Annotated in this window: 17 protein-coding genes; 1 reads left to right on the top strand and 16 read right to left on the bottom strand. The window is 64.8% G+C overall.

Going from position 1 to position 17971, the window contains the following annotated elements:
- Positions 1 to 189: 189 nt before the first annotated feature.
- The 16 genes from LQV39_RS25090 to ndk all read right to left on the bottom strand — a co-directional run bounded on the left by LQV39_RS25090 (position 190) and on the right by ndk (position 16905).
- On the bottom strand, positions 190 to 732 hold the full coding sequence (locus LQV39_RS25090; RefSeq protein WP_230029915.1) for a phosphoribosyltransferase: 543 nt from the start codon (positions 730 to 732) through the stop codon (positions 190 to 192).
- Positions 733 to 755: 23 nt separating this feature from the next.
- Positions 756 to 2066 (bottom strand): adenylosuccinate synthase, encoded by a 1311-nt coding sequence (locus LQV39_RS25085; protein WP_230029914.1) that lies wholly within the window; start codon positions 2064 to 2066, stop codon positions 756 to 758.
- A 3-nt stretch (positions 2067 to 2069) separates the two neighbouring features.
- Positions 2070 to 3224, bottom strand: a complete 1155-nt coding sequence (locus LQV39_RS25080; protein ID WP_230029913.1) for an ATP phosphoribosyltransferase regulatory subunit — start codon at positions 3222 to 3224, stop codon at positions 2070 to 2072.
- A gap of 187 nt (positions 3225 to 3411) precedes the next feature.
- Positions 3412 to 4290 (bottom strand): protease modulator HflC, encoded by an 879-nt coding sequence (gene hflC / locus LQV39_RS25075; protein WP_230029912.1) that lies wholly within the window; start codon positions 4288 to 4290, stop codon positions 3412 to 3414.
- Positions 4290 to 5627, bottom strand: a complete 1338-nt coding sequence (gene hflK, locus LQV39_RS25070; protein ID WP_230029911.1) for an FtsH protease activity modulator HflK — start codon at positions 5625 to 5627, stop codon at positions 4290 to 4292. The genes hflC and hflK overlap by 1 nt, the downstream gene beginning before the upstream one ends.
- Positions 5628 to 5630: 3 nt before the next feature.
- Complete coding sequence (gene hflX / locus LQV39_RS25065) at positions 5631 to 6779, bottom strand: GTPase HflX (protein ID WP_230029917.1); 1149 nt, start codon at positions 6777 to 6779, stop codon at positions 5631 to 5633.
- Between the two features lie 29 nt (positions 6780 to 6808).
- Positions 6809 to 7045, bottom strand: coding sequence for an RNA chaperone Hfq (hfq, locus tag LQV39_RS25060; protein WP_036168820.1), 237 nt, complete (start codon positions 7043 to 7045; stop codon positions 6809 to 6811).
- Between the two features lie 160 nt (positions 7046 to 7205).
- Positions 7206 to 8543 carry a ribosome biogenesis GTPase Der gene (der, locus tag LQV39_RS25055; RefSeq protein ID WP_230029910.1) on the bottom strand — a complete coding sequence of 446 codons (1338 nt, stop codon included), beginning with the start codon at positions 8541 to 8543 and terminating at the stop codon, positions 7206 to 7208.
- A 9-nt stretch (positions 8544 to 8552) separates the two neighbouring features.
- The gene (gene bamB / locus LQV39_RS25050) at positions 8553 to 9707 is read right to left on the bottom strand and encodes an outer membrane protein assembly factor BamB (RefSeq protein WP_230029909.1); all 1155 of its coding nucleotides are present in this window, start codon (positions 9705 to 9707) and stop codon (positions 8553 to 8555) included.
- A 136-nt stretch (positions 9708 to 9843) separates the two neighbouring features.
- The gene (locus LQV39_RS25045; RefSeq protein WP_230029908.1) at positions 9844 to 10497 is read right to left on the bottom strand and encodes a tetratricopeptide repeat protein; all 654 of its coding nucleotides are present in this window, start codon (positions 10495 to 10497) and stop codon (positions 9844 to 9846) included.
- Positions 10498 to 10530: 33 nt separating this feature from the next.
- Positions 10531 to 11877, bottom strand: coding sequence for a histidine--tRNA ligase (gene hisS, locus LQV39_RS25040; RefSeq protein ID WP_230029907.1), 1347 nt, complete (start codon positions 11875 to 11877; stop codon positions 10531 to 10533).
- Positions 11878 to 11981: 104 nt separating this feature from the next.
- On the bottom strand, positions 11982 to 13253 hold the full coding sequence (ispG, locus tag LQV39_RS25035; protein ID WP_374199484.1) for a flavodoxin-dependent (E)-4-hydroxy-3-methylbut-2-enyl-diphosphate synthase: 1272 nt from the start codon (positions 13251 to 13253) through the stop codon (positions 11982 to 11984).
- Positions 13254 to 13306: 53 nt separating this feature from the next.
- Positions 13307 to 14326, bottom strand: a complete 1020-nt coding sequence (locus tag LQV39_RS25030) for a RodZ domain-containing protein (protein ID WP_230029906.1) — start codon at positions 14324 to 14326, stop codon at positions 13307 to 13309.
- Between the two features lie 10 nt (positions 14327 to 14336).
- Positions 14337 to 15143, bottom strand: a complete 807-nt coding sequence (pilW, locus tag LQV39_RS25025) for a type IV pilus biogenesis/stability protein PilW (RefSeq protein WP_230029905.1) — start codon at positions 15141 to 15143, stop codon at positions 14337 to 14339.
- The gene (gene rlmN, locus LQV39_RS25020; RefSeq protein ID WP_230029904.1) at positions 15140 to 16309 is read right to left on the bottom strand and encodes a 23S rRNA (adenine(2503)-C(2))-methyltransferase RlmN; all 1170 of its coding nucleotides are present in this window, start codon (positions 16307 to 16309) and stop codon (positions 15140 to 15142) included. Before rlmN ends, pilW begins: the two co-directional genes overlap by 4 nt.
- A 170-nt stretch (positions 16310 to 16479) precedes the next feature.
- A complete protein-coding gene (gene ndk / locus LQV39_RS25015) occupies positions 16480 to 16905 on the bottom strand; it encodes a nucleoside-diphosphate kinase (RefSeq protein ID WP_230029903.1) in 426 nt (141 codons plus the stop codon).
- 238 nt (positions 16906 to 17143) lie between these two features.
- On the opposite strand from ndk, the gene LQV39_RS25010 reads away from it, so the two are divergent.
- Entirely contained in the window at positions 17144 to 17827 is a 684-nt protein-coding gene (locus tag LQV39_RS25010) for a Bax inhibitor-1/YccA family protein (protein WP_230029902.1), read from the top strand.
- The last annotated feature ends 144 nt before the right edge of the window (positions 17828 to 17971 follow it).

Below are 17971 nucleotides of genomic sequence, written 5' to 3'. Positions count from 1 at the left end.
GCGCAGGTGATTGCCAGGGCCAGGGTGAGCGTGCGCAGGTTTAGGAATGGCTTCATAGCATGCCTCCAGTTCAAGTTGCCGAAGTGTACATGAAACACGCATAAAAAAACCGGGACGCGTGGTCCCGGTTTTTAACTTGGGTCCCCGCCTGCGCGGGGACGACGATGACGCGCGGTGGCGCGGTCGCTATCAGTTCTTCTCGAACTTCTTCATCCACGCCGACAGCTGGTGCGGACGCAGGCCATCGTAGTCCTCGAACGGCTGGTGGATCCACGGATTGTGCGGCAGGTCTTCCAGGTGGTAGTCCGGCTTGTAGGCCGAGGTACCCTTGACCCACAGGACCGCCGAGCGCACTTCGGTGACTTCAGGGTAGTGCGCCTTGAGGTGGTCGCTGACCTTCATCAGCGTGACGCCCGAATCGGCCAGGTCATCGACCAGCAGGATCTTGCCGGCCAGCGGGCCCTTGGTCATCGTCATGTACTTGGCGATGTCCAGGTTGCCCTGCTTGGTGCCGGCTTCTTCGCGGTAGGAGCTGGTCGACAGGATCGCCAGCGGCACGTCGAAGATGCGGGAGATGACGTCACCCGGGCGCACGCCGCCGCGCGCCAGGCACAGCACCATGTCGAACTTCCAGTTCGATTCGTAGACTTGCAGCGCCAGGCGCTCGACCAGGCGGTTGTACTCGTCCCAGGAGACCCACAGATCCTTCTCGGTCGATGCAGGAGTATTCATAGTCTTGGCTTTTCCTATTTTTCTTATGCGGCAAACGGGTGACGCAGCACGATGGTTTCTTCGCGGTCCGGACCGGTCGACACCATGTCGACAGGCACACCGACCAGCTCTTCGATGCGCTTGATGTAAGCGCGGGCAGCGGCCGGCAGATCGTCCATGGACTTGGCGCCGACGGTGCTTTCCTTCCAGCCCGGCATCTCTTCGTAGACCGGCACGCAGGCAGCCGCCTCTTCCGCGCCGACCGGGAAGATGTCGACTTCACGGCCGTCGATCTTGTAGCCGGTGCACAGCTTCAGGGACTCGATGCCGTCCAGGACGTCCAGCTTGGTCAGGCACATGCCCGTCACGCCGTTGATCTGGACCGAGCGGCGCAGCAGCGCGGCGTCGAACCAGCCGCAGCGGCGCGCACGGCCGGTCACGGTGCCGAACTCGTGGCCCACGCGCGACAGGTGCTCGCCGACGCCGGCGTCGGTCGGCAGCTCGGACGGGAACGGACCCGAACCCACGCGGGTCGTGTAGGCCTTGGTGATGCCCATGATGTAGTGCAGCATGCCCGGGCCCACGCCCGAACCGGCGGCGGCGTTGCCGGCCACGCAGTTCGACGAGGTCACGAACGGATAGGTGCCATGGTCGACGTCCAGCAGCGAGCCTTGCGCGCCTTCGAACAGCAGGTGGCCGCCGGCCTTGTGCGCGGCGTACAGCGCCGAGCTCACATCGCCGACCATCGGGCGCAGGCGCGGCACCAGGGCCATCGCGTCGTCGAAGGTCTTCTGGAAGTCGATCGCCTGGGCTTTCAGGTAACCGGTCAGCACGAAGTTATGGTAGTCCAGGTTTTCGCGCAGCTTCTCGGCGAAGCGGGTCTCGTTGAGCATGTCGGCGATGCGGATCGCGCGGCGTGCAACCTTGTCTTCGTAGGCCGGGCCGATGCCCTTGCCGGTGGTGCCGATCTTGTTCGCGCCGCGTGCAGCTTCGCGGGCGACGTCGATGGCGACGTGGTAAGGCAGGATGACCGGGCAGGCTTCCGAGATCTTCAGGCGCGACGCGACTTCGACGCCGGCAGCTTCCAGCTTGTCGATCTCGCGCATCACGTCCGGCACCGAGACCACCACGCCGTTGCCGATGTAGCAGGCCACGCCTTCGCGCATGATGCCCGACGGGATCAGTTGGAGTGCCGTCTTCTGGCCCTTGATCACCAGCGTGTGGCCGGCGTTGTGGCCGCCCTGGAAACGCACCACGCCAGCGGCATGGTCGGTCAGCCAGTCGACGATCTTACCTTTGCCTTCATCGCCCCATTGGGTGCCGATGACAACGACGTTCTTAGCAGTATTTGACATCACTTAACCTAAGTTTTTGAGAATCCAATTTCCTTGTTCGAGCACGAGCACACGGTCGCACTCGAACTCGTCCTGTACATTCTCGTGACCCGGCATGGACTGGATCACGACTTCGCCTGCCTTGCGCAGTTCAGCGATTTTTTCGCGCAGCTCGGGCGCATTGCCCCACGGCGCACGGATGGAGTGCTTGGGCGCGGCCAGCGGCAGCAGCCGCGCGAGCTCGCGCAGGTCGAGCGAGAAGCCGGTGGCCGGACGCGCGCGTCCGAAGGCTTCGCCCACATGGTCGTAGCGGCCGCCGCGCGCGACGGCGTTCGGCAGGCCGGGCACGTAGAGCGCGAACATGGCGCCGCTTTCGTACTGGTAGCCGCGCAGGTCGGCCAGGTCGATCGCCACTTGGGCACGGCCGATGGTGCAGCCGGCCAGCGCGGCTAGTTCGGCCAGCGCGCGCGTGATGCCCGGCAGCGCCGGCAGCAGTTCCTTGGCGCAGGCCAGCACGTCGACGTCGCCATACAGATTCGGCAGCGCCATCAGGGCGGCGCGGGTCGTGCTTGCATAGTCCTGGGTGGCTTCGTCCAGGCCCGGCATGTCCTTGGCCTTCAGCAGGCCGTGCAGCAGCTGCTCGTCGCGTTTGGCACGCGGGTCTTCGGCCAGGATCGCGCGCAGCACGCCGGCATGCGACAGGTCCAGGCGCGGCTGCTCGAAACCGGCCAGCGCCAGCGAGGCCAGCGCCAGTTCCTGGATCTCGGCGTCGGCTTCGAGACCGGCGTGGCCGTAGATCTCGGCGCCGATCTGCAGCTGCTCGCGGGTGGCGTGCAGGCCGGACGGGCGGGTGTGCAGCACGGTGCCGGCGTAGCACAGGCGGGTGACGGTATCGCGGTTCAGCAGGTGGGCGTCGATGCGCGCGACCTGGGTGGTCATATCGGCGCGCAGGCCGAGCAGGCGGCCGCTCATCGAGTCGACCAGCTTGAAGGTCTTGGAGTCGGTGTCCTGCCCTGCCCCGGCCAGCAGCGATTCGACGTACTCGAGCATCGGCGGCATCACCAGCTCGTATCCGTAGGTGCGGAAGGTGTCGAGCATCAGGCGGCGCAGCTCCTCGATCTTGCGCGCTTCGGACGGCAAGACGTCAGCTATATTCTCGGGCAATAGCCAGGTAGGCATGGGCAAAGCGATTGGGAGTTGTTAAAGATTGGGCAACAGAATGCGCGGCTTTGCACGCGTATTCTGCGCCGAATCGACGATTTTAACCGAAAACCGGTTGGGATTGGCGCGGAAGATGACTGGGGCGAATGTTAACGTTGCTTCGTGGGCACGTGATTGCCTTGATGGGCACCGGGTGCCCACCAAACTATTTACCGCTGCCGGGGCCTCGGAAGTATTTGAAAAACTCCGAATTCGCATCCAGCACCAGCACATCGCTGCGGCTCTTGAAGGTCGCCCGGTAGGCTTCCAGCGAGCGGTAGAAACGGTAGAACTCCGGGTTCTTGCCAAAGGACTGGGCGTAGATCTGCGAAGCCTTGGCATCGCCCTCGCCCTTGATGGTCTCGGCGTCGCGCACGGCTTCGGCCAGGATCACGCTGCGCTGGCGCTCGGCGTCGGCGCGGATTTCCTCGGCTTCGGCCTGGCCCGTCGAGCGGGTCTCGGCGGCGGCGCGGATGCGCTCGGCCTTCATGCGTTCGTACACGGCATTGTTCACCTGGGCCGTGAAGTCGACGCGCTTCAGGCGCACGTCGACGATCTCGACGCCCAGCTGGCGGCTGTTCGCGGCCACGCGTTCGCGCAGCGCGGCGCCCAGCTGCTCGCGCTGGCCGGAGACGACGTCGCCGACCTTGCGGGTCGCGAGTTCGGCGTTCAATGCCACCTGCACCACCTGGGCCACGCGCTCGGCGCCGCGCTCGGCATTGCCGCCGCCAAGGGCGGTCAGGTACTGGCGCGGGTCGACGATGCGCCATTTGACGAAGGCGTCGACCAGCAGGTCCTTCTTCTCGGCCGTCAGGAAGCGTTCGCCGTCGGCGGTATCGAGGGTCTGCAGGCGCTTGTCGAGGTAGACCACGTTCTGGAAAGGCGCCGGCAGCTTGACGTGCAGGCCCGGCTCCTTGATCACTTCACGCAGCTCGCCAAGGGCGTAGACCACGGCGTAGCGGTGCTGGTCGACCACGAACACGCTGGAAGCCAGCAGGGTCAGGACGATGGCGGCGCCGATGGCGATGGAAATCAGGCGGCTCATCAGCGGGTCTCCCTGTCACGCGATGCTTCGCGGCTGCGCGGGTCCGGTTCGCGGCTGCGCGGATCGGCCTTGCGCACTGCATCGGCCGGCGCCGTGGGCTGCGCTTGCGGCTGCGGCTGCGCCGAGCTGCCGTTCACGGTCACGGTGCCGCTGGCGGGCGGCGCCGGCTGGTTGGCCGCGCCCTGCTGGGCGGGCGCCATCGGCGGCATTACCGGGCCGGAGCGGCTGCCCATCGCCGCCTCGTTGGCGACCGAGCGGGTCAGCATCTGGTCGAGCGGGAGGTTGATGGTCGCCGCGGCTTTCGCGTCGATCATGACCTTGCTGGTGCTGGAGAAAATCTGCTGCATGGTGTCGATATACATACGGTCGCGGGTGACGCCGGGCGCTTTCGCGTACTCGGCCACGACCTGGTTGAAGCGGGCGGCGTTGCCCTCCGCCGTCTCGACGGTGGTGGCGCGGTAGGCTTCGGCATCCAGCTTCATGCGCGCGGCCTTGCCCTTGGCTTGCGGGATGATGTCGTCGGCATAAGCCTGCGCTTCGCTGCGCGCGCGCGCACGGTCTTCCTGGGCCTTGACGGTTTCCTCGAAGGCCGCGGCCACCTGTTCCGGCGCGGTCAGCGACTGCACGGTCACGCCGGTGACCTCGGCGCCCATCTTGTAACTGGCGAGCATCTGCTGGACCATCGTCCGGGCATCGAGGGCCAGCTTGTCGCGGCCTTCGAACAGCAGCGCATCCATCTTGCCGCGTCCGACCAGTTCGCGCATGGCGGTTTCGGCGGCGTCGCGCACGGTCTCGACCTGGTCGCGGTTGTTGAACACCCAGGCGACGGGATCGGTGACCTTGTACTGCACCGAGAACTGGACGTCGACGATGTTCTCGTCCGAGGTCAGCATCAGCGCCTCGTTCGGCTGCTTGTTGCGCACGTTGGCGCGGTAGCCGAGTTCGACCGTCTGGACCTGGGCGACGTTGACGGTCTCGTGGGCCTGGAACGGGGCCGGCCAGCGCCAGTTGAAGCCGGCGCCGGTCTTGTGCGAGAGTTCGCCGAAGGTGGTGACCAGGCCGACCTGCCCTTCCGGCACGATGAAGGCGCCGCTGGCGAGCCAGATCAGGAGGAGGATCGCGCCGACCACCGAAGCAGTGAGGCCGACGCCGCGAGCGTCCGGGCGGTAGCCGCCGCCGTCACCGCCGCCGCGCTTGCCGAACAGGCGGTTCAGGCGCTGGTTGAAGTCGCGCCAGAGCTGGTCGAGGTCGGGTGGGCCGTCGTTGCCCGGGCCCTTGCCCTGCTGGGCCTTGGGATCGTTTGGTTTGTGGCCCCAGCGGGGGTCGTGCAGTGACATAGGCTAGTGTGGACCCACTTGGGTGGAGTTCGGAATATGCTCGGCGTCGGCGAGCGCGATACCAGGGTCGGCAGCTTCGACAGGCTCGGTCCGGGCCGCTTCGACGATGGCGTCGCGCAGCAGATCCAGGCCTGCGCCGCTGTGGGCGCTGATGAAAACGCGGCCGATTTTATCATATTCATCACGTTCCACCCCGGGCTCCAGCCCGGCCGCATCGATCTTGTTCCAGACCAGGATCTGCGGGATATGGTCTGCGCCGATTTCGCGCAGCACTTCGTTGACCTGCTCGATCTGTTCCATGCGCACGGGCGAGGAACCGTCGACCACATGCAGCAGCAGGTCGGCATGGATGGTTTCTTCCAGGGTGGCGCGGAAAGCGGCCACCAGCTGGTGCGGGAGTTCGCGCACGAAACCGACCGTGTCGGAGATCACCACGTTGCCGGTTTCCTCACCGAGGTAAAGCCGGCGGCTGGTGGTGTCCAGGGTCGCGAACAGCTGGTTCGCGACGTAGACCCCGGCCTTGGTCAGGGTGTTGAACAGGGTCGACTTGCCGGCGTTGGTATAGCCGACCAGCGACACCGAGAATGTCTGGTTGCGGCCGCGCGAGCGGCGCTGGGTTTCATGCTGCTTGCGCAGCTTGGCCAGGCGGGTGCGCAGCATCTTGACGCGCTCGCCGATCAGGCGGCGGTCGGTCTCGAGCTGGGTTTCACCTGGGCCGCGCAGGCCGATACCGCCCTTCTGGCGCTCAAGGTGGGTCCAGCCGCGGATCAGGCGCGTGGCCAGGTGCTGCAGCTGGGCCAGTTCGACCTGCAGCTTGCCCTCGTGGCTCTGGGCGCGCTGGGCGAAGATGTCGAGGATCAGGCTGGTGCGGTCGAGCACCCGGACGTTCAGGCGCTTTTCCAGGTTGCGCTGCTGGGCGGGCGACAGCGCGTGGTTGAAGATGACGATCTCGATCCGCTCGGCCAGGCAGGCCTGGCCGATCTCGTCGGCCTTGCCGCTGCCGACGAAATGCGCGGGATCGGGACTACTGCGTTTTGCGGTGATCGTGGTGATCGGCTCGGCTCCGGCGGAACGCGCCAGCAATGCCAGTTCTTCGAGGCTGGCCGTGAAATCGCCACGGCCAAAGTCGACGCCGACCAATGCTGCTCGCATGGTGTTGCCGGAAACGTCAGCCATCGGCCTTACTCGGCGTCCTGTTCGAGGTTGAGGTTGACGGCGCGAGCGGGTACGACGGTGGAAATGGCGTGCTTGTAGACCATCTGGGTGACGGTGTTACGGAGCAAAACCACATACTGGTCGAAGGACTCGATGTGTCCCTGGAGCTTGATACCGTTGACCAGATAGATCGAGACGGGGACGTGCTCCTTGCGCAAGGCGTTGAGGAATGGGTCTTGTAACAGTTGCCCTTTGTTGCTCATAACAGCTCCGTAATGTTGTTGTCGTATAAAAATAGAGGCGCAATGCCGCTTTTCAAGTGCCTGGGTCAACATTCTCATTTTGTGAATGTTTTTCCAAGCCTACTGTAACCTGTTTTACCGTTTTCTGTCGTACTGGTACGGTTAAATCTGGCTTAAAAACCTACTCTTTGGCGAATGGGTTTTTACCGCTGCGCAGTTCGATCCGGAGCGGGGTGCCGATCAGGTCGAAGGTGTCGCGGAAATGCTTTTCCAGGTAACGCTTGTACGGTTCCGTGATGCCATCCAGCGCGTTGCCGTGGATGACGATGATGGGCGGGTTCTGGCCGCCCTGGTGCGCATAGCGCATCTTCGGACGGGTGCTGCCCTTGCGCTTCGGTTCCTGCTTCTCGACCGCTTCCTGCAGCGCGCGGGTCAGGCGCGGGGTCGACAGCTTGGCGGTGGCGGCGGCATAGGCGGTATCGATCGCCTTCATCAGGTGATTGATGCCGGTGCCCTTCAGCGCCGAGATGAACTTGGTTTCGGCGAAGGACAGGAAATCGAGCTTGCGGTCGATGTCGTTCTTGACCTGGTCGCGCTGGTCGGAGGTAAGTCCGTCCCACTTGTTGACGGCCACCACCAGTGCGCGCCCGGATTCCAGGATGAAGCCGGCGATGTGGGCATCCGACTCGGCGATGTCGGCCTGGGCATCCAGCATCAGCACGACCACGTTGGCTTCCGAGATCGACTGCAGGGTCTTCACCACCGAGAACTTCTCGACGGCCTCGAACACCTTGCCGCGGCGGCGGATGCCGGCGGTATCGATCAGCGTGTAGTGCTTGCCGCCCTTCTCGAAGGGCACCTCGATCGAATCGCGGGTGGTGCCCGGCATGTCGAAGGCGATCACGCGCTGCTCGCCGACCAGGGTATTGATCAGCGTGGACTTGCCGACGTTCGGACGGCCGATCAGGGCGATCTTCACGCCGTAGTCGGCCGGGTCGAATTCCGCCTCTTCCTGCGGACGCAGGGTCGATGCTTCGTCGATCGCCTCGTTGACGAGGTCGAGCACGCCGTCGCCATGCGCGGCCGAGATGACGTACGGGTCGCCCATGCCCAGCTCATAGAACTCGGCGGTGACGCTGGTGTACTTCATGCCCTCGCTCTTGTTCACGACCAGCATGACCTTGCGGCCCGACTTGCGCAGGAAGTCGGTGATGGTCTTGTCGTGCGGCGTCAGGCCCTGGCGGCCGTCGACGATGAACATCACGACGTCGGCTTCGGCCACGGCCTGCTTCGTCTGCAGCGCCATCTCGTGCATGATGCCTTCCTTGGCGACCGGCTCGAAACCGCCGGTATCGATCACCAGGAAGGGGCGTTCGCCCATGCGGCCCTCGCCGTAGTGACGGTCGCGCGTCAGGCCTGGCAAGTCTGCCACGAGCGCATCGCGCGAGCGCGTCATGCGGTTGAATAGGGTGGACTTCCCGACGTTGGGACGTCCTACGAGTGCAATTACCGGCTTCATGTTTGTATCTTATTCCACCGCGATCGCTGTCACGGTTCCGTTTTGTGTTTGAAAAATCAGGTTCGAGCCCGCAACCAGCGGGGTCGAGCTGATCGCACTGCCGTCGGTGGCGGCGCGGGCCAGGAAGGCGCCGTCCTCACGCGACAGGAAGTGCACATAGCCCTGGTAGTCGCCGACTGCGACCGTGCGGCCGTAGGAGACCGGGGTCGAGAGGCGGCGGAAGGCCAATTTATCGTTCTTCCACGCGCTGGTGCCGCTTTCGCGGTTGTAGGCGTAGACAGCACCCTTTTCGTCGGTGGCGAACAGGAAGCGCTGGTCGACCGCCACGCCGGCTTCCGACGAGAGGTCGCGGGCCCAGCGCGGGCTGCCGGTCATCACGTCCCAGCAGCCGGCGCGGCCCTGGTAGGACACCGCGCAAACGTCGCCTTCGAAGACCACCGGGTAGCCGCCGATGTCGGTCACGCGTTCCAGTTCGGTGGCGCCGCGCGCCACGCCCACTTCCACTTCCCAGCGCGGCGCGCCGGTCGCCAGGACCAGCGACAGCAGCTTGCCGCCGGGCTGGGCGATGATCACGTCCTTGTCATGCACGACCATGCCCGGCGCCACGCGCAGGGTCAACGGCGGCGCGGCGCGCTGCACGGTCCATTTCTGCTGGCCGGTGGCGGCGTCGATGCCGACGATGCGGTTGTTCACGCTGCGCGCCACCACGATGCCCTGCCCCACCACCGGCGAGGACAGGATTTCGCTCGACAGCTGGGTCTTCCAGAGCTGCTTGCCGTCCATGTCGAAGGCGAGGAGCATGCCCTTGTCGCCGCCGACCACGATCAGGTTGCCGTCGGTGCCGACGCCCGCGGTCAGCTCCATGCCGGCCTTGACGCGCCACAGCTGACGGCCGCTGGCGGCTTCCGCGCGCACCAGGGTGCCGTCGCCGCCGGCGACGATCACGGTATTCCCGGCGATCGCGGGGGTGAACTGGTAGTTGCGGGACTTGCCGACTTCCAGCTTCCATGCGGTGCGCACCGCCATCGAAGCTTTCAGGTCGACCAGCGGCGCCGGCAGGTTGCCCTTCGGCTTGGATGCGAACGGGTTCAGCGAACTAATCGTCGAGCAGCCCGTCATCAGGGCGAGGACACCGACACCAACGAGCTTCCGGGTAATACGCATATTCTTTTGCCTTGTTCTTTGAGAATACAGACGTCGTTCAATACAAACGTCGTTCCCGCGAAGGCGGGAACCCAAGTTCTGCGTGAGCTATCGTAACGCAGGCAAACTTGGGTTCCCGCCTGCGCGGGAACGACGGTTACGCGGGGGCCTTCTCAGCCGGCACCGTACCGCCAATCGCCTCCAGCTTGATCTGCACGATCTGGCGGCCCGGGTTGCGCTTGTCCATCTTGTCCAGCGCGGCGAGGTAGGCGGTGCGGGCTTCGGCCAGTTTGTTCTGCGCCACCAGCACGTCGCCCTTGCGGTCCTGGACTTCGGCGGCGAATTGCGGCAGGAAGTCGCCGTTCAGCAGCGCCAGCGCCTGGTCGTAGGCTTTCTCGTCGAGCAGCACGCCGGACAGGCGCAGGCGCGCGATCGACTTGTACTCGTCGTTGCCGTGGTCGGCCGCCCACTGCAGCTGGGCCTTGGCGGTTTTCAGGTCGTTGGCGTCGAAAGCGGTTTTGGCGGCGACCAGGGCAGCCATCGCGCCGTAGGCGGTGCCGTCGAACTTGCTTTCGACGTCGCTGGCCATGCGCTGGACCTTGGCGTTGTCGTTGGCGGCGGCTGCTTCGGTCAACTGGTCGTACAGCGCAGCAGCTTCGGCGGACTGGGTGCGCTTGTGCGAGTTCCAGAAGTTATAGCCGGCGTAGCTGCCCAGCGCGATGATCAGCACCCAGCTGATCAGGTTGCCAAAGCGTGCCCAGAAAGCTTTGAAATTGGCTATCTGTTCCTGTTCTTCGAGATCGTATGCCATGGGGTTCTTCTGTTCTAGTTAGCTGGTTGGGAATTAGTGATGATGGTGGTGCTCGTCGCAGTCCGGACCGCAATCGCCGCCGCCGATGACCTGGTCGACGATGTAGTCGACCGCCTCGTCGAAGGCGACGCTGGCCTGCTGGGCCGCACCCTCTGCGCCGCGCAGCGACTTGACCGCGACCACGTCGTTCTTGACTTCGTCTTCACCGATGATCACGGCAAAGGCGGCGCCCGAACCGTCGGCCTTCTTCATCTGGCTCTTGAAGCTGCCCGCGCCTTGCGGGGTCGCGCAGTGCAGCACCACGTCGAGGCCGGCGTCGCGGATGCGCTCGGCCAGGATGAAGGCCTTCATCTGCGCTTCTTCACCCTGGTGGACCATGTAGACGTCGCACTGGCTCGGCGCGGCCGGTTCGCCCTGGCCTTTCATCAGTTCGATCAGGCGCTCGATGCCCATCGCGAAGCCGATGCCCGGGGTCGGCTTGCCGCCGAAGGTTTCGATCAGCGGGTCGTAGCGGCCGCCGGCGCACACGGTGCCCTGCGCGCCCAGCTCGTCGGTGACCCACTCGAACACGGTGCGGTTGTAGTAATCCAGGCCGCGCACCAGGCGCGGGTTGACGGTGTACTGGACATTGTTGGCGTCGAGGATCTTCTTCAGGCCCTCGAAGTGGGCCAGCGATTCGCCGCCCAGGTAGCTCAGCAGTTGCGGCGCCTTGTTGACCATGTCCTGCATCGCCGGATTCTTGGTGTCGAGGATGCGCAGCGGGTTGGCGTGCAGGCGGCGCTTGGCTTCCGCATCGAGCACGGCTTCGTTGGCTTCAAAGTAGGCGATCAGATCGGCGCGGTGGCGCTGGCGCTCCTCGGCATTACCGATGGAGTTCAGTTCGAGGCGGATGTTGTCCAGGCCCAGGTCGTCCCACAGGCGGCGGCACAGCATGATCAGCTCGGCGTCGATGTCCGGGCCGGCAAAGCCGATCGCTTCGGCGCCGAACTGGAAGAACTGGCGGTAGCGGCCGCGCTGCGGACGCTCGTGGCGGAACATCGGGCCCTTGTACCACAGGCGCTTGGGGCCATCGTAGGCCATGTTGTGCTCGACCACGGCGCGCACCACGCCGGCCGTGCCTTCCGGGCGCAGGGTCAGCTGGTCGCCGTTCATCGAGTCTTCGAAGGAGTACATTTCCTTCTCGACGATGTCGGTAACGGCGCCGATGGCGCGCGCGAACAGGCCGGTTTCCTCGATGATCGGGGTGACGATCTTCTGGTAGCCGTAGCTCTTCAGCACGGACTCGGCGGTGTTTTCGAACAGCTCCCACAGCGGCGCATCGGCCGGGAGGATGTCGTTCATGCCTTTGATGGCACTGAATTTCTCTTTTTTGTCGGACATTCTATTTCTCGCGTTACCGTCATTCCCGCGCAGGCGGGAATCCAAGTTTGCATGTGCAGTCGAAACGCATACAAACTTGGGTTCCCACCTTCGCGGGAACGACGTTAAATGGTTTCAGCCTGCTTCGAATAATTCTTCTGCACGTAATTCAGCACAATCGTCTTGAACTCATCCACGATCTTCTCGCCCCGCAGTGTAGCGACCTTTTGGCCATCCACAAAGACCGGGGCCGCCGGCGATTCGCCGGTGCCCGGCAGCGAGATGCCGATGTTGGCGTGCTTCGATTCGCCCGGACCGTTGACGATGCAGCCCATCACGGCCACGTTCATCGCTTCCACGCCCGGATAGGTCTTCTTCCATTCCGGCATCTGCTCGCGCAGGAAGGTCTGGATGTTGTCGGCCAGTTCCTGGAACACGGTCGAGGTCGTGCGGCCGCAGCCCGGGCAGGCGATCACCATCGGGGTGAACTTGCGCAGGCCCATGGTCTGCAGGATTTCCTGGCCGACCACGACTTCCTTCGTGCGGTCGCCGCCCGGTTCCGGGGTCAGCGAAATGCGGATGGTGTCGCCGATGCCTTCCTGCAGCAGCACGGACAGGGCCGCGGTCGAGGCAACGATGCCCTTGCTGCCCATGCCGGCTTCCGTCAGGCCCAGGTGCAGCGGGTAGTCGCAGCGTTTGCCGAGTTCGCGGTAGACCGCGATCAGGTCCTGCACGCCGGACACCTTGCACGACAGGATGATCTTGTCGCGCGCCAGGCCGATTTCCTCGGCGCGCACGGCGTTCTCGATTGCCGAGGTGATCAGGGCTTCGTACATCACGGCCTGGGCCGACCACGGCTGCGCGCGGCCTGCATTCTCGTCCATGATGCGGGCCAGCAGCGACTGGTCCAGGCTGCCCCAGTTGACGCCGATGCGCACCGGCTTGTCGTACTTGATGGCGATCTCGATCATCTGGGCGAACTGGGAGTCGCGCTTGGCGCCCTGCCCCACGTTGCCGGGATTGATGCGGTACTTCGACAGCGCCTGCGCGCAGTCCGGATAGTCGCGCAGCAGCAGGTGGCCGTTGTAATGGAAGTCGCCGACCAGCGGCACGTCCACTTCCATCCGGTCCAGCTGTTCACGGATGGCCGGCACGGCGGCCGCCGCTTCCGGCGTGTTGACCGTGATGCGCACGACCTCGGAACCGGCGCGCGCCAGCTCCTTGACCTGGATCGCGGTGCCGATCACGTCGGCGGTGTCGGTGTTGGTCATCGACTGCACGAGGACGGGGGCGTCGCCGCCCACCCAGACCTTGCGCTCGCCGTTCTGGATCAGCACGCGACGGCTGGCGCGGCGCGCCAGGGGGCCGGTCGGGATCGGCGAGTTCATCGTATTCATGTCTGTCATGTTGCGGTGTTCGATTCAGTATTTATTGCACGCTTATTGCACGCTTATTGCACGTTAACCAGCGAGTAGGTCTTGCCCGGCACCAGCGGCAGCGCCACCGGGGCGCCGCGCAGGCTGGCCGAGACGGCGCCCGGGTTGCCGACGATGATGCGCACCGGCTGGTCGATGTTCAGGGTTTCGGTGCTGCCGGCGCGGACCAGGCGCTTGATCATGTCCTTACCGCCCTTGGTCGGCTTGACTTCGATCCAGGCATCCTCGCGCACGGTGAACACCAGGGTGCCGGCGCCGGCCGGGGCTGCAGCGGCCGGGGTGGCGGCGGCCTGCGCCGGCGACTGCGCCGTCACCGGGTTGGCCGGCGCTGCCGGCACGGTGGTCGGCGGCGCGCCGGTGGCGGTGGTGCCCGGCACGTTCACGACAGGGCCTGCGGCCGGTGCAGCCGCAGCCGGCGCACTCGCGGCGCCCGACGCCTCGGCCTGCGCGCTGGCCGGACCAGGCACGGAAATCAGCGGGACCGACGGATTCTGCAGGGTCTCGGTCGCGCTGCCATGGGCATCGGCCGCGGCGGGCGCCGTCGCTGCCGGCGCGGCGACGGTGGCCGGTTCGGCGCGCTGGCCGAGCGGGATCAGGCCGAAGTGCCAGGCGCCTGCGGCAACGGCCGCGACGGCCACGGCGGCGGCGATCCAGCCCAGCGGCAGCGAGGACCGCTTGCCGTGCGAGGGGAATTTCGCCTGCGAGAAGGAAGCCGGACTCGGACGGCGGATCGCCGCCGGATTGGCCTCGGCCGCAGGCTGCGACTCGATCGCGATCTGCGCCACCAGCGGCGCCGGGTCGACCCGCACCAGCTTGGCGTAAGCGCGCACGAAACCGCGCGTCACGGCGGGGCTCGGCAGGGCCGCATAATCGCCCGCTTCCAGCGCCACCACCTGGCGCACGGCCAGCTTCAGCTGGTCGGCCACCTGCTCCACCGTCCAGCCCATCGCTTCACGCTGGGCGGCCAGCACCTGACCCGGATGTCCACCCTGGTTGTCGGGCGTCGTCGGCTCTTCTGCACGCTCGGAACTCATCGTCGTCGTCTCACTCGTTAAATGCACCGCGCTCGAACGCCGCGTATTCGGGCGAGCCGGGGAAGCGCTTGCGCAACTGGGCCGCGAGGGTGGCCTCACGCGCCCGGTCGCCCAGCATGTGACGGACCCGCAGGGCCAGCCACAGCACGTCGGCCGACAACGACTCGAGTTTCGTTGTCTCCGTCAGGCGGTTGATGAAAAACCCGGCGCGGGTGTAATCGCGCCGCTCGAAATAGACCCGCGCCAGGCTGGCCTGGATGGCCGGCAGCTCGGGTTCGTAACGCAGGGCGTCGAGCAGATAGCGCTCGGCTGCGTCGTTGTTCTTCTGCTTCAGGCTGCAGTTGCCGGCATTGGTCAGGGCCTTGGCCGGCGACGCATAGCTCCGGCTCTTCAGCGCGGACTCGAAGTACTTCATCGCCTCCAGCGGCTTGCCGCCGGCGTCGCACAGGAACATGCCGTAGTTGTTGGCGATGTCCGGGTTGCGCGGCGCCAGGCGCAGCGCGTGGCGGTAGTTCTCGTCGGCGAGTTCGTTCTCGCCCATCGCTGTGTAGATCAGGGCGCGGAAGCCGTAGGCCTCGGCATACTCGGGCGAGATGGCGATCGCCTGCTTGACCTCGTCGAGCGCGATCTCGTACTTGCGGTCCTGGTAGTAGCCCACCGCCAGCTGCAGGCGGATCTGGGCGCGCTTCTCGGAAGCGGTCTGGTCGGAAGCGGTCTTGAGTTCGCGCGGCGAATCGCCGCCGCCCGTGCCGGCGCAGCCGGACAGCAGGCTCAATGCAAACACGCAGGCGGCGCTGGCGGCCAGGACCGGCTTCAAGAAGGGATCTCCACGATCTTGCCGAAGTTCGGGCCGAACTTCTGCTGGTACTCGGCCATCTTGCTCATCCGCTCATTCACGCGGGTGCGGTCCTGGACCTCGCCGGCCAGCTGGCCGCAGGCGGCGTCGATGTCGTCGCCGCGGGTCTTGCGCACGGTGGTGACGATGCCGGCATCCATCAGGACCTGCGCGAAGGCCTTGATGCGCGGGTTCTTCGAACGCAACAGGCCCGATTCCGGGAACGGGTTGAACGGAATCAGGTTGAACTTGCAGTTCACGCCGACTTCCGGGTCGTTGACCAGCGCAATCAGTTCGCGCGCATGCTCGTCGCTGTCGTTGACGCCGTCCAGCATGCAGTATTCGAAGGTGATGAAGTCGCGCGGCGCAAACTCCAGGTAACGCTTGCATGCGGCCATCAGCTCGCGCAGCGGGTACTTCTTGTTCAGCGGAACCAGGCCGTCGCGCAGCGGATCGTTCGACGCGTGCACCGACACGGCCAGCGCTACCGGCACTTCCTGGCTCAGCTTGTCCATCATCGGCACCACGCCCGAGGTCGACAAGGTCACGCGGCGGCGCGACAGGCCGTAGGCGTTATCGTCCAGCATCAGCTTGAGCGCGGTAACGGTCGGCTCGAAGTTCAGCAGCGGCTCGCCCATGCCCATCATGACCACGTTGGTGATCTGGCGCTCGCCTTTCGGGCCGCCTTCGATGCCCTTGGTCTTGCGCAGCTCGAACTCGGCCATCCACAGCTGGCCGATGATCTCGGCCACGGTGAGGTTGCGGTTGAAGCCCTGCTTGCCGGTCGAGCAGAAGCGGCAGTTGACGGCGCAGCCGGCCTGGGTGCTGATGCACAGCGTGCCGCGGTTCTCTTCCGGGATGAACACGGTTTCGACGGCGTTGCCGTTGCCGACGTCGACCAGCCACTTGCGGGTGCCGTCGCTGGACGTGTGGTCGCTGATGATGGCCGGCGCACGGACTTCGGCGCGGCCTTTCAGCTTTTCGCGCAGCGACTTGGCAAGGTCGGTCATGTCGTCGAAATTCGACACGCCGAACTGGTGGATCCAGCGCTGCAGCTGTTTGGCGCGGAATGGCTTCTCCCCCAACTCGGCGCAGTAAGCGACAAGCTGTGCGGGATCGAAGTCCAGCAGGTTGGTGAGAGTTGCCATCTTTAAAATCCTGTATCTTCTAAATGAATCCCGCCCGCCGGGCTCTTGAAGCATGGGCGAGCGGGGTATTACGCCGGTATGCAGCTTAACGCAGCAGGCCGGCCAGGCGCGAAAAAATTTCGTAAGCTTACAAACTTGGATCCCCGCCTTCGCGGGGACGACGTCGTCGATTAACGCGAGTAGACGTTCAGCGCCGGGAAGTAGTAGGCGATCTCGACGGCGGCGGTTTCGGCAGCGTCCGAACCGTGCACGGCGTTGGCGTCGATCGAATCGGCGAAGTCGGCGCGGATGGTGCCCTTCTCGGCCTTCTTCGGATCGGTTGCGCCCATCAGGTCGCGGTGTGCGGCAATCGCGTTTTCGCCTTCCAGCACCTGGATCATGACCGGACCCGAGATCATGAAGTTGACCAGATCCTTGAAGAACGGACGTGCAGCGTGCACGGCGTAGAAGCCTTCGGCTTCGGCTTGCGACAGCTGGGTCATGCGCGCAGCGACGATCTTCAGGCCAGCGCCTTCGAAGCGGCTATAGATTTGGCCGATGACGTTTTTTGCAACTGCGTCGGGCTTGATGATCGACAGGGTGCGTTCGATTGCCATTTAAAAACTCCAATAAAAAGAAAGGTTTAAATCGAGAACTTCGGAACTCAATTAACCTTCGATTTTACCATATATCCGCAGGGTGGCCGATATTGCGGCCGCGATGCCGCAAGTGTTACAGTGGCGGTAATACCTACTCGTCCGTTCCCGCCGGCTTAACGCAGCCTTAACGGGCCTTTGATGGACGGGCGCCGTCCCCATATTGGACTACGATAGAAGTTCACCACCCGGAGGAAACATGATCCCCAATCTGCAGAAAACCTACGACGTCTCGGCCAACCGCGCCGTCCGCCATCAAGTGCTGCGCAACACCTACTGGCTGCTCGCGCTGTCGATGATCCCGACCGTGTTCGGCGCCTGGGTCGGCCTGACGACCCATATGCCCTTCATGGGCGGCGGCCTCGGCGCCCTGCTCTTCCTCGCGGTCGCCTTCGGTTTCATCTTCGCGATCGAGAAGACCAAGAACTCGGCGGCCGGCGTGCCGGTGCTGCTGGGCTTCACCTTCTTCATGGGCCTGATGCTGACCCCGCTGCTGCGCTACACCCTGGGCTTCGCCAACGGCGGCGCGCTGATCATGGGCGCGGTCGGCGGCACCGCCGTCATCTTCGCGGCCATGGCGACCATCGCCACCGTCTCCAAGCGCGACTTCTCCGGCATGGGCAGCTGGCTGTTCGCCGGCACCATCGTGCTGATCCTGGCTTCCATCGCCAACATCTTCCTGCAGCTGAGCGCGCTGCAACTGGTGACCCTGGTGATGGCCATGGGTATCTTCTCGGCCTGGATGATCTACGACGTGCAGCGCGTGGTCAACGGCGGCGAAACCAACTATATTTCGGCCACGCTGTCGATCTACCTCGATCTGTACAACGTGTTTACGGCGCTGCTGCGTCTGCTCGGCATCGGCTTCGGCTCCCGCGATTGAGCGCCTAAAAAGCCCTCATGGCTGCGTTGCATCGTCTCGCCGTACTGAAGTACTGTCTTCGACGATGCGCCTTGCCCTGAGGGCTTTGTAGTCGCTCCTTAGAATGGAAAGCCGGCCTGAGAGCCGGCTTTTTTATGTACAATA

It is taken from the genome of Massilia sp. Bi118 (assembly GCF_918697865.1).
In the GTDB taxonomy this organism is placed as follows: domain Bacteria; phylum Pseudomonadota; class Gammaproteobacteria; order Burkholderiales; family Burkholderiaceae_D; genus Telluria.
This window is presented reverse-complemented; position numbering and strand designations above follow the sequence as displayed.

What these genes read in the sequence shown, in the direction of transcription:
- ndk (WP_230029903.1), bottom strand. Translation starts at nt 16,905, where the DNA reads ATGGCAATCGAACGCACCCTGTCGATCATCAAGCCCGACGCAGTTGCA.
- LQV39_RS25010 (WP_230029902.1), top strand. Translation starts at nt 17,144, where the DNA reads ATGATCCCCAATCTGCAGAAAACCTACGACGTCTCGGCCAACCGCGCC.
- LQV39_RS25090 (WP_230029915.1), bottom strand. Translation starts at nt 732, where the DNA reads ATGAATACTCCTGCATCGACCGAGAAGGATCTGTGGGTCTCCTGGGAC.
- rlmN (WP_230029904.1), bottom strand. Translation starts at nt 16,309, where the DNA reads ATGGCAACTCTCACCAACCTGCTGGACTTCGATCCCGCACAGCTTGTC.
- hflX (WP_230029917.1), bottom strand. Translation starts at nt 6,779, where the DNA reads ATGCGAGCAGCATTGGTCGGCGTCGACTTTGGCCGTGGCGATTTCACG.
- LQV39_RS25045 (WP_230029908.1), bottom strand. Translation starts at nt 10,497, where the DNA reads ATGGCATACGATCTCGAAGAACAGGAACAGATAGCCAATTTCAAAGCT.
- LQV39_RS25030 (WP_230029906.1), bottom strand. Translation starts at nt 14,326, where the DNA reads ATGAGTTCCGAGCGTGCAGAAGAGCCGACGACGCCCGACAACCAGGGT.
- hflC (WP_230029912.1), bottom strand. Translation starts at nt 4,290, where the DNA reads ATGAGCCGCCTGATTTCCATCGCCATCGGCGCCGCCATCGTCCTGACC.
- hfq (WP_036168820.1), bottom strand. Translation starts at nt 7,045, where the DNA reads ATGAGCAACAAAGGGCAACTGTTACAAGACCCATTCCTCAACGCCTTG.
- der (WP_230029910.1), bottom strand. Translation starts at nt 8,543, where the DNA reads ATGAAGCCGGTAATTGCACTCGTAGGACGTCCCAACGTCGGGAAGTCC.
- LQV39_RS25080 (WP_230029913.1), bottom strand. Translation starts at nt 3,224, where the DNA reads ATGCCTACCTGGCTATTGCCCGAGAATATAGCTGACGTCTTGCCGTCC.
- hflK (WP_230029911.1), bottom strand. Translation starts at nt 5,627, where the DNA reads ATGTCACTGCACGACCCCCGCTGGGGCCACAAACCAAACGATCCCAAG.
- LQV39_RS25085 (WP_230029914.1), bottom strand. Translation starts at nt 2,066, where the DNA reads ATGTCAAATACTGCTAAGAACGTCGTTGTCATCGGCACCCAATGGGGC.
- hisS (WP_230029907.1), bottom strand. Translation starts at nt 11,877, where the DNA reads ATGTCCGACAAAAAAGAGAAATTCAGTGCCATCAAAGGCATGAACGAC.
- ispG (WP_374199484.1), bottom strand. Translation starts at nt 13,253, where the DNA reads ATGAATACGATGAACTCGCCGATCCCGACCGGCCCCCTGGCGCGCCGC.
- bamB (WP_230029909.1), bottom strand. Translation starts at nt 9,707, where the DNA reads ATGCGTATTACCCGGAAGCTCGTTGGTGTCGGTGTCCTCGCCCTGATG.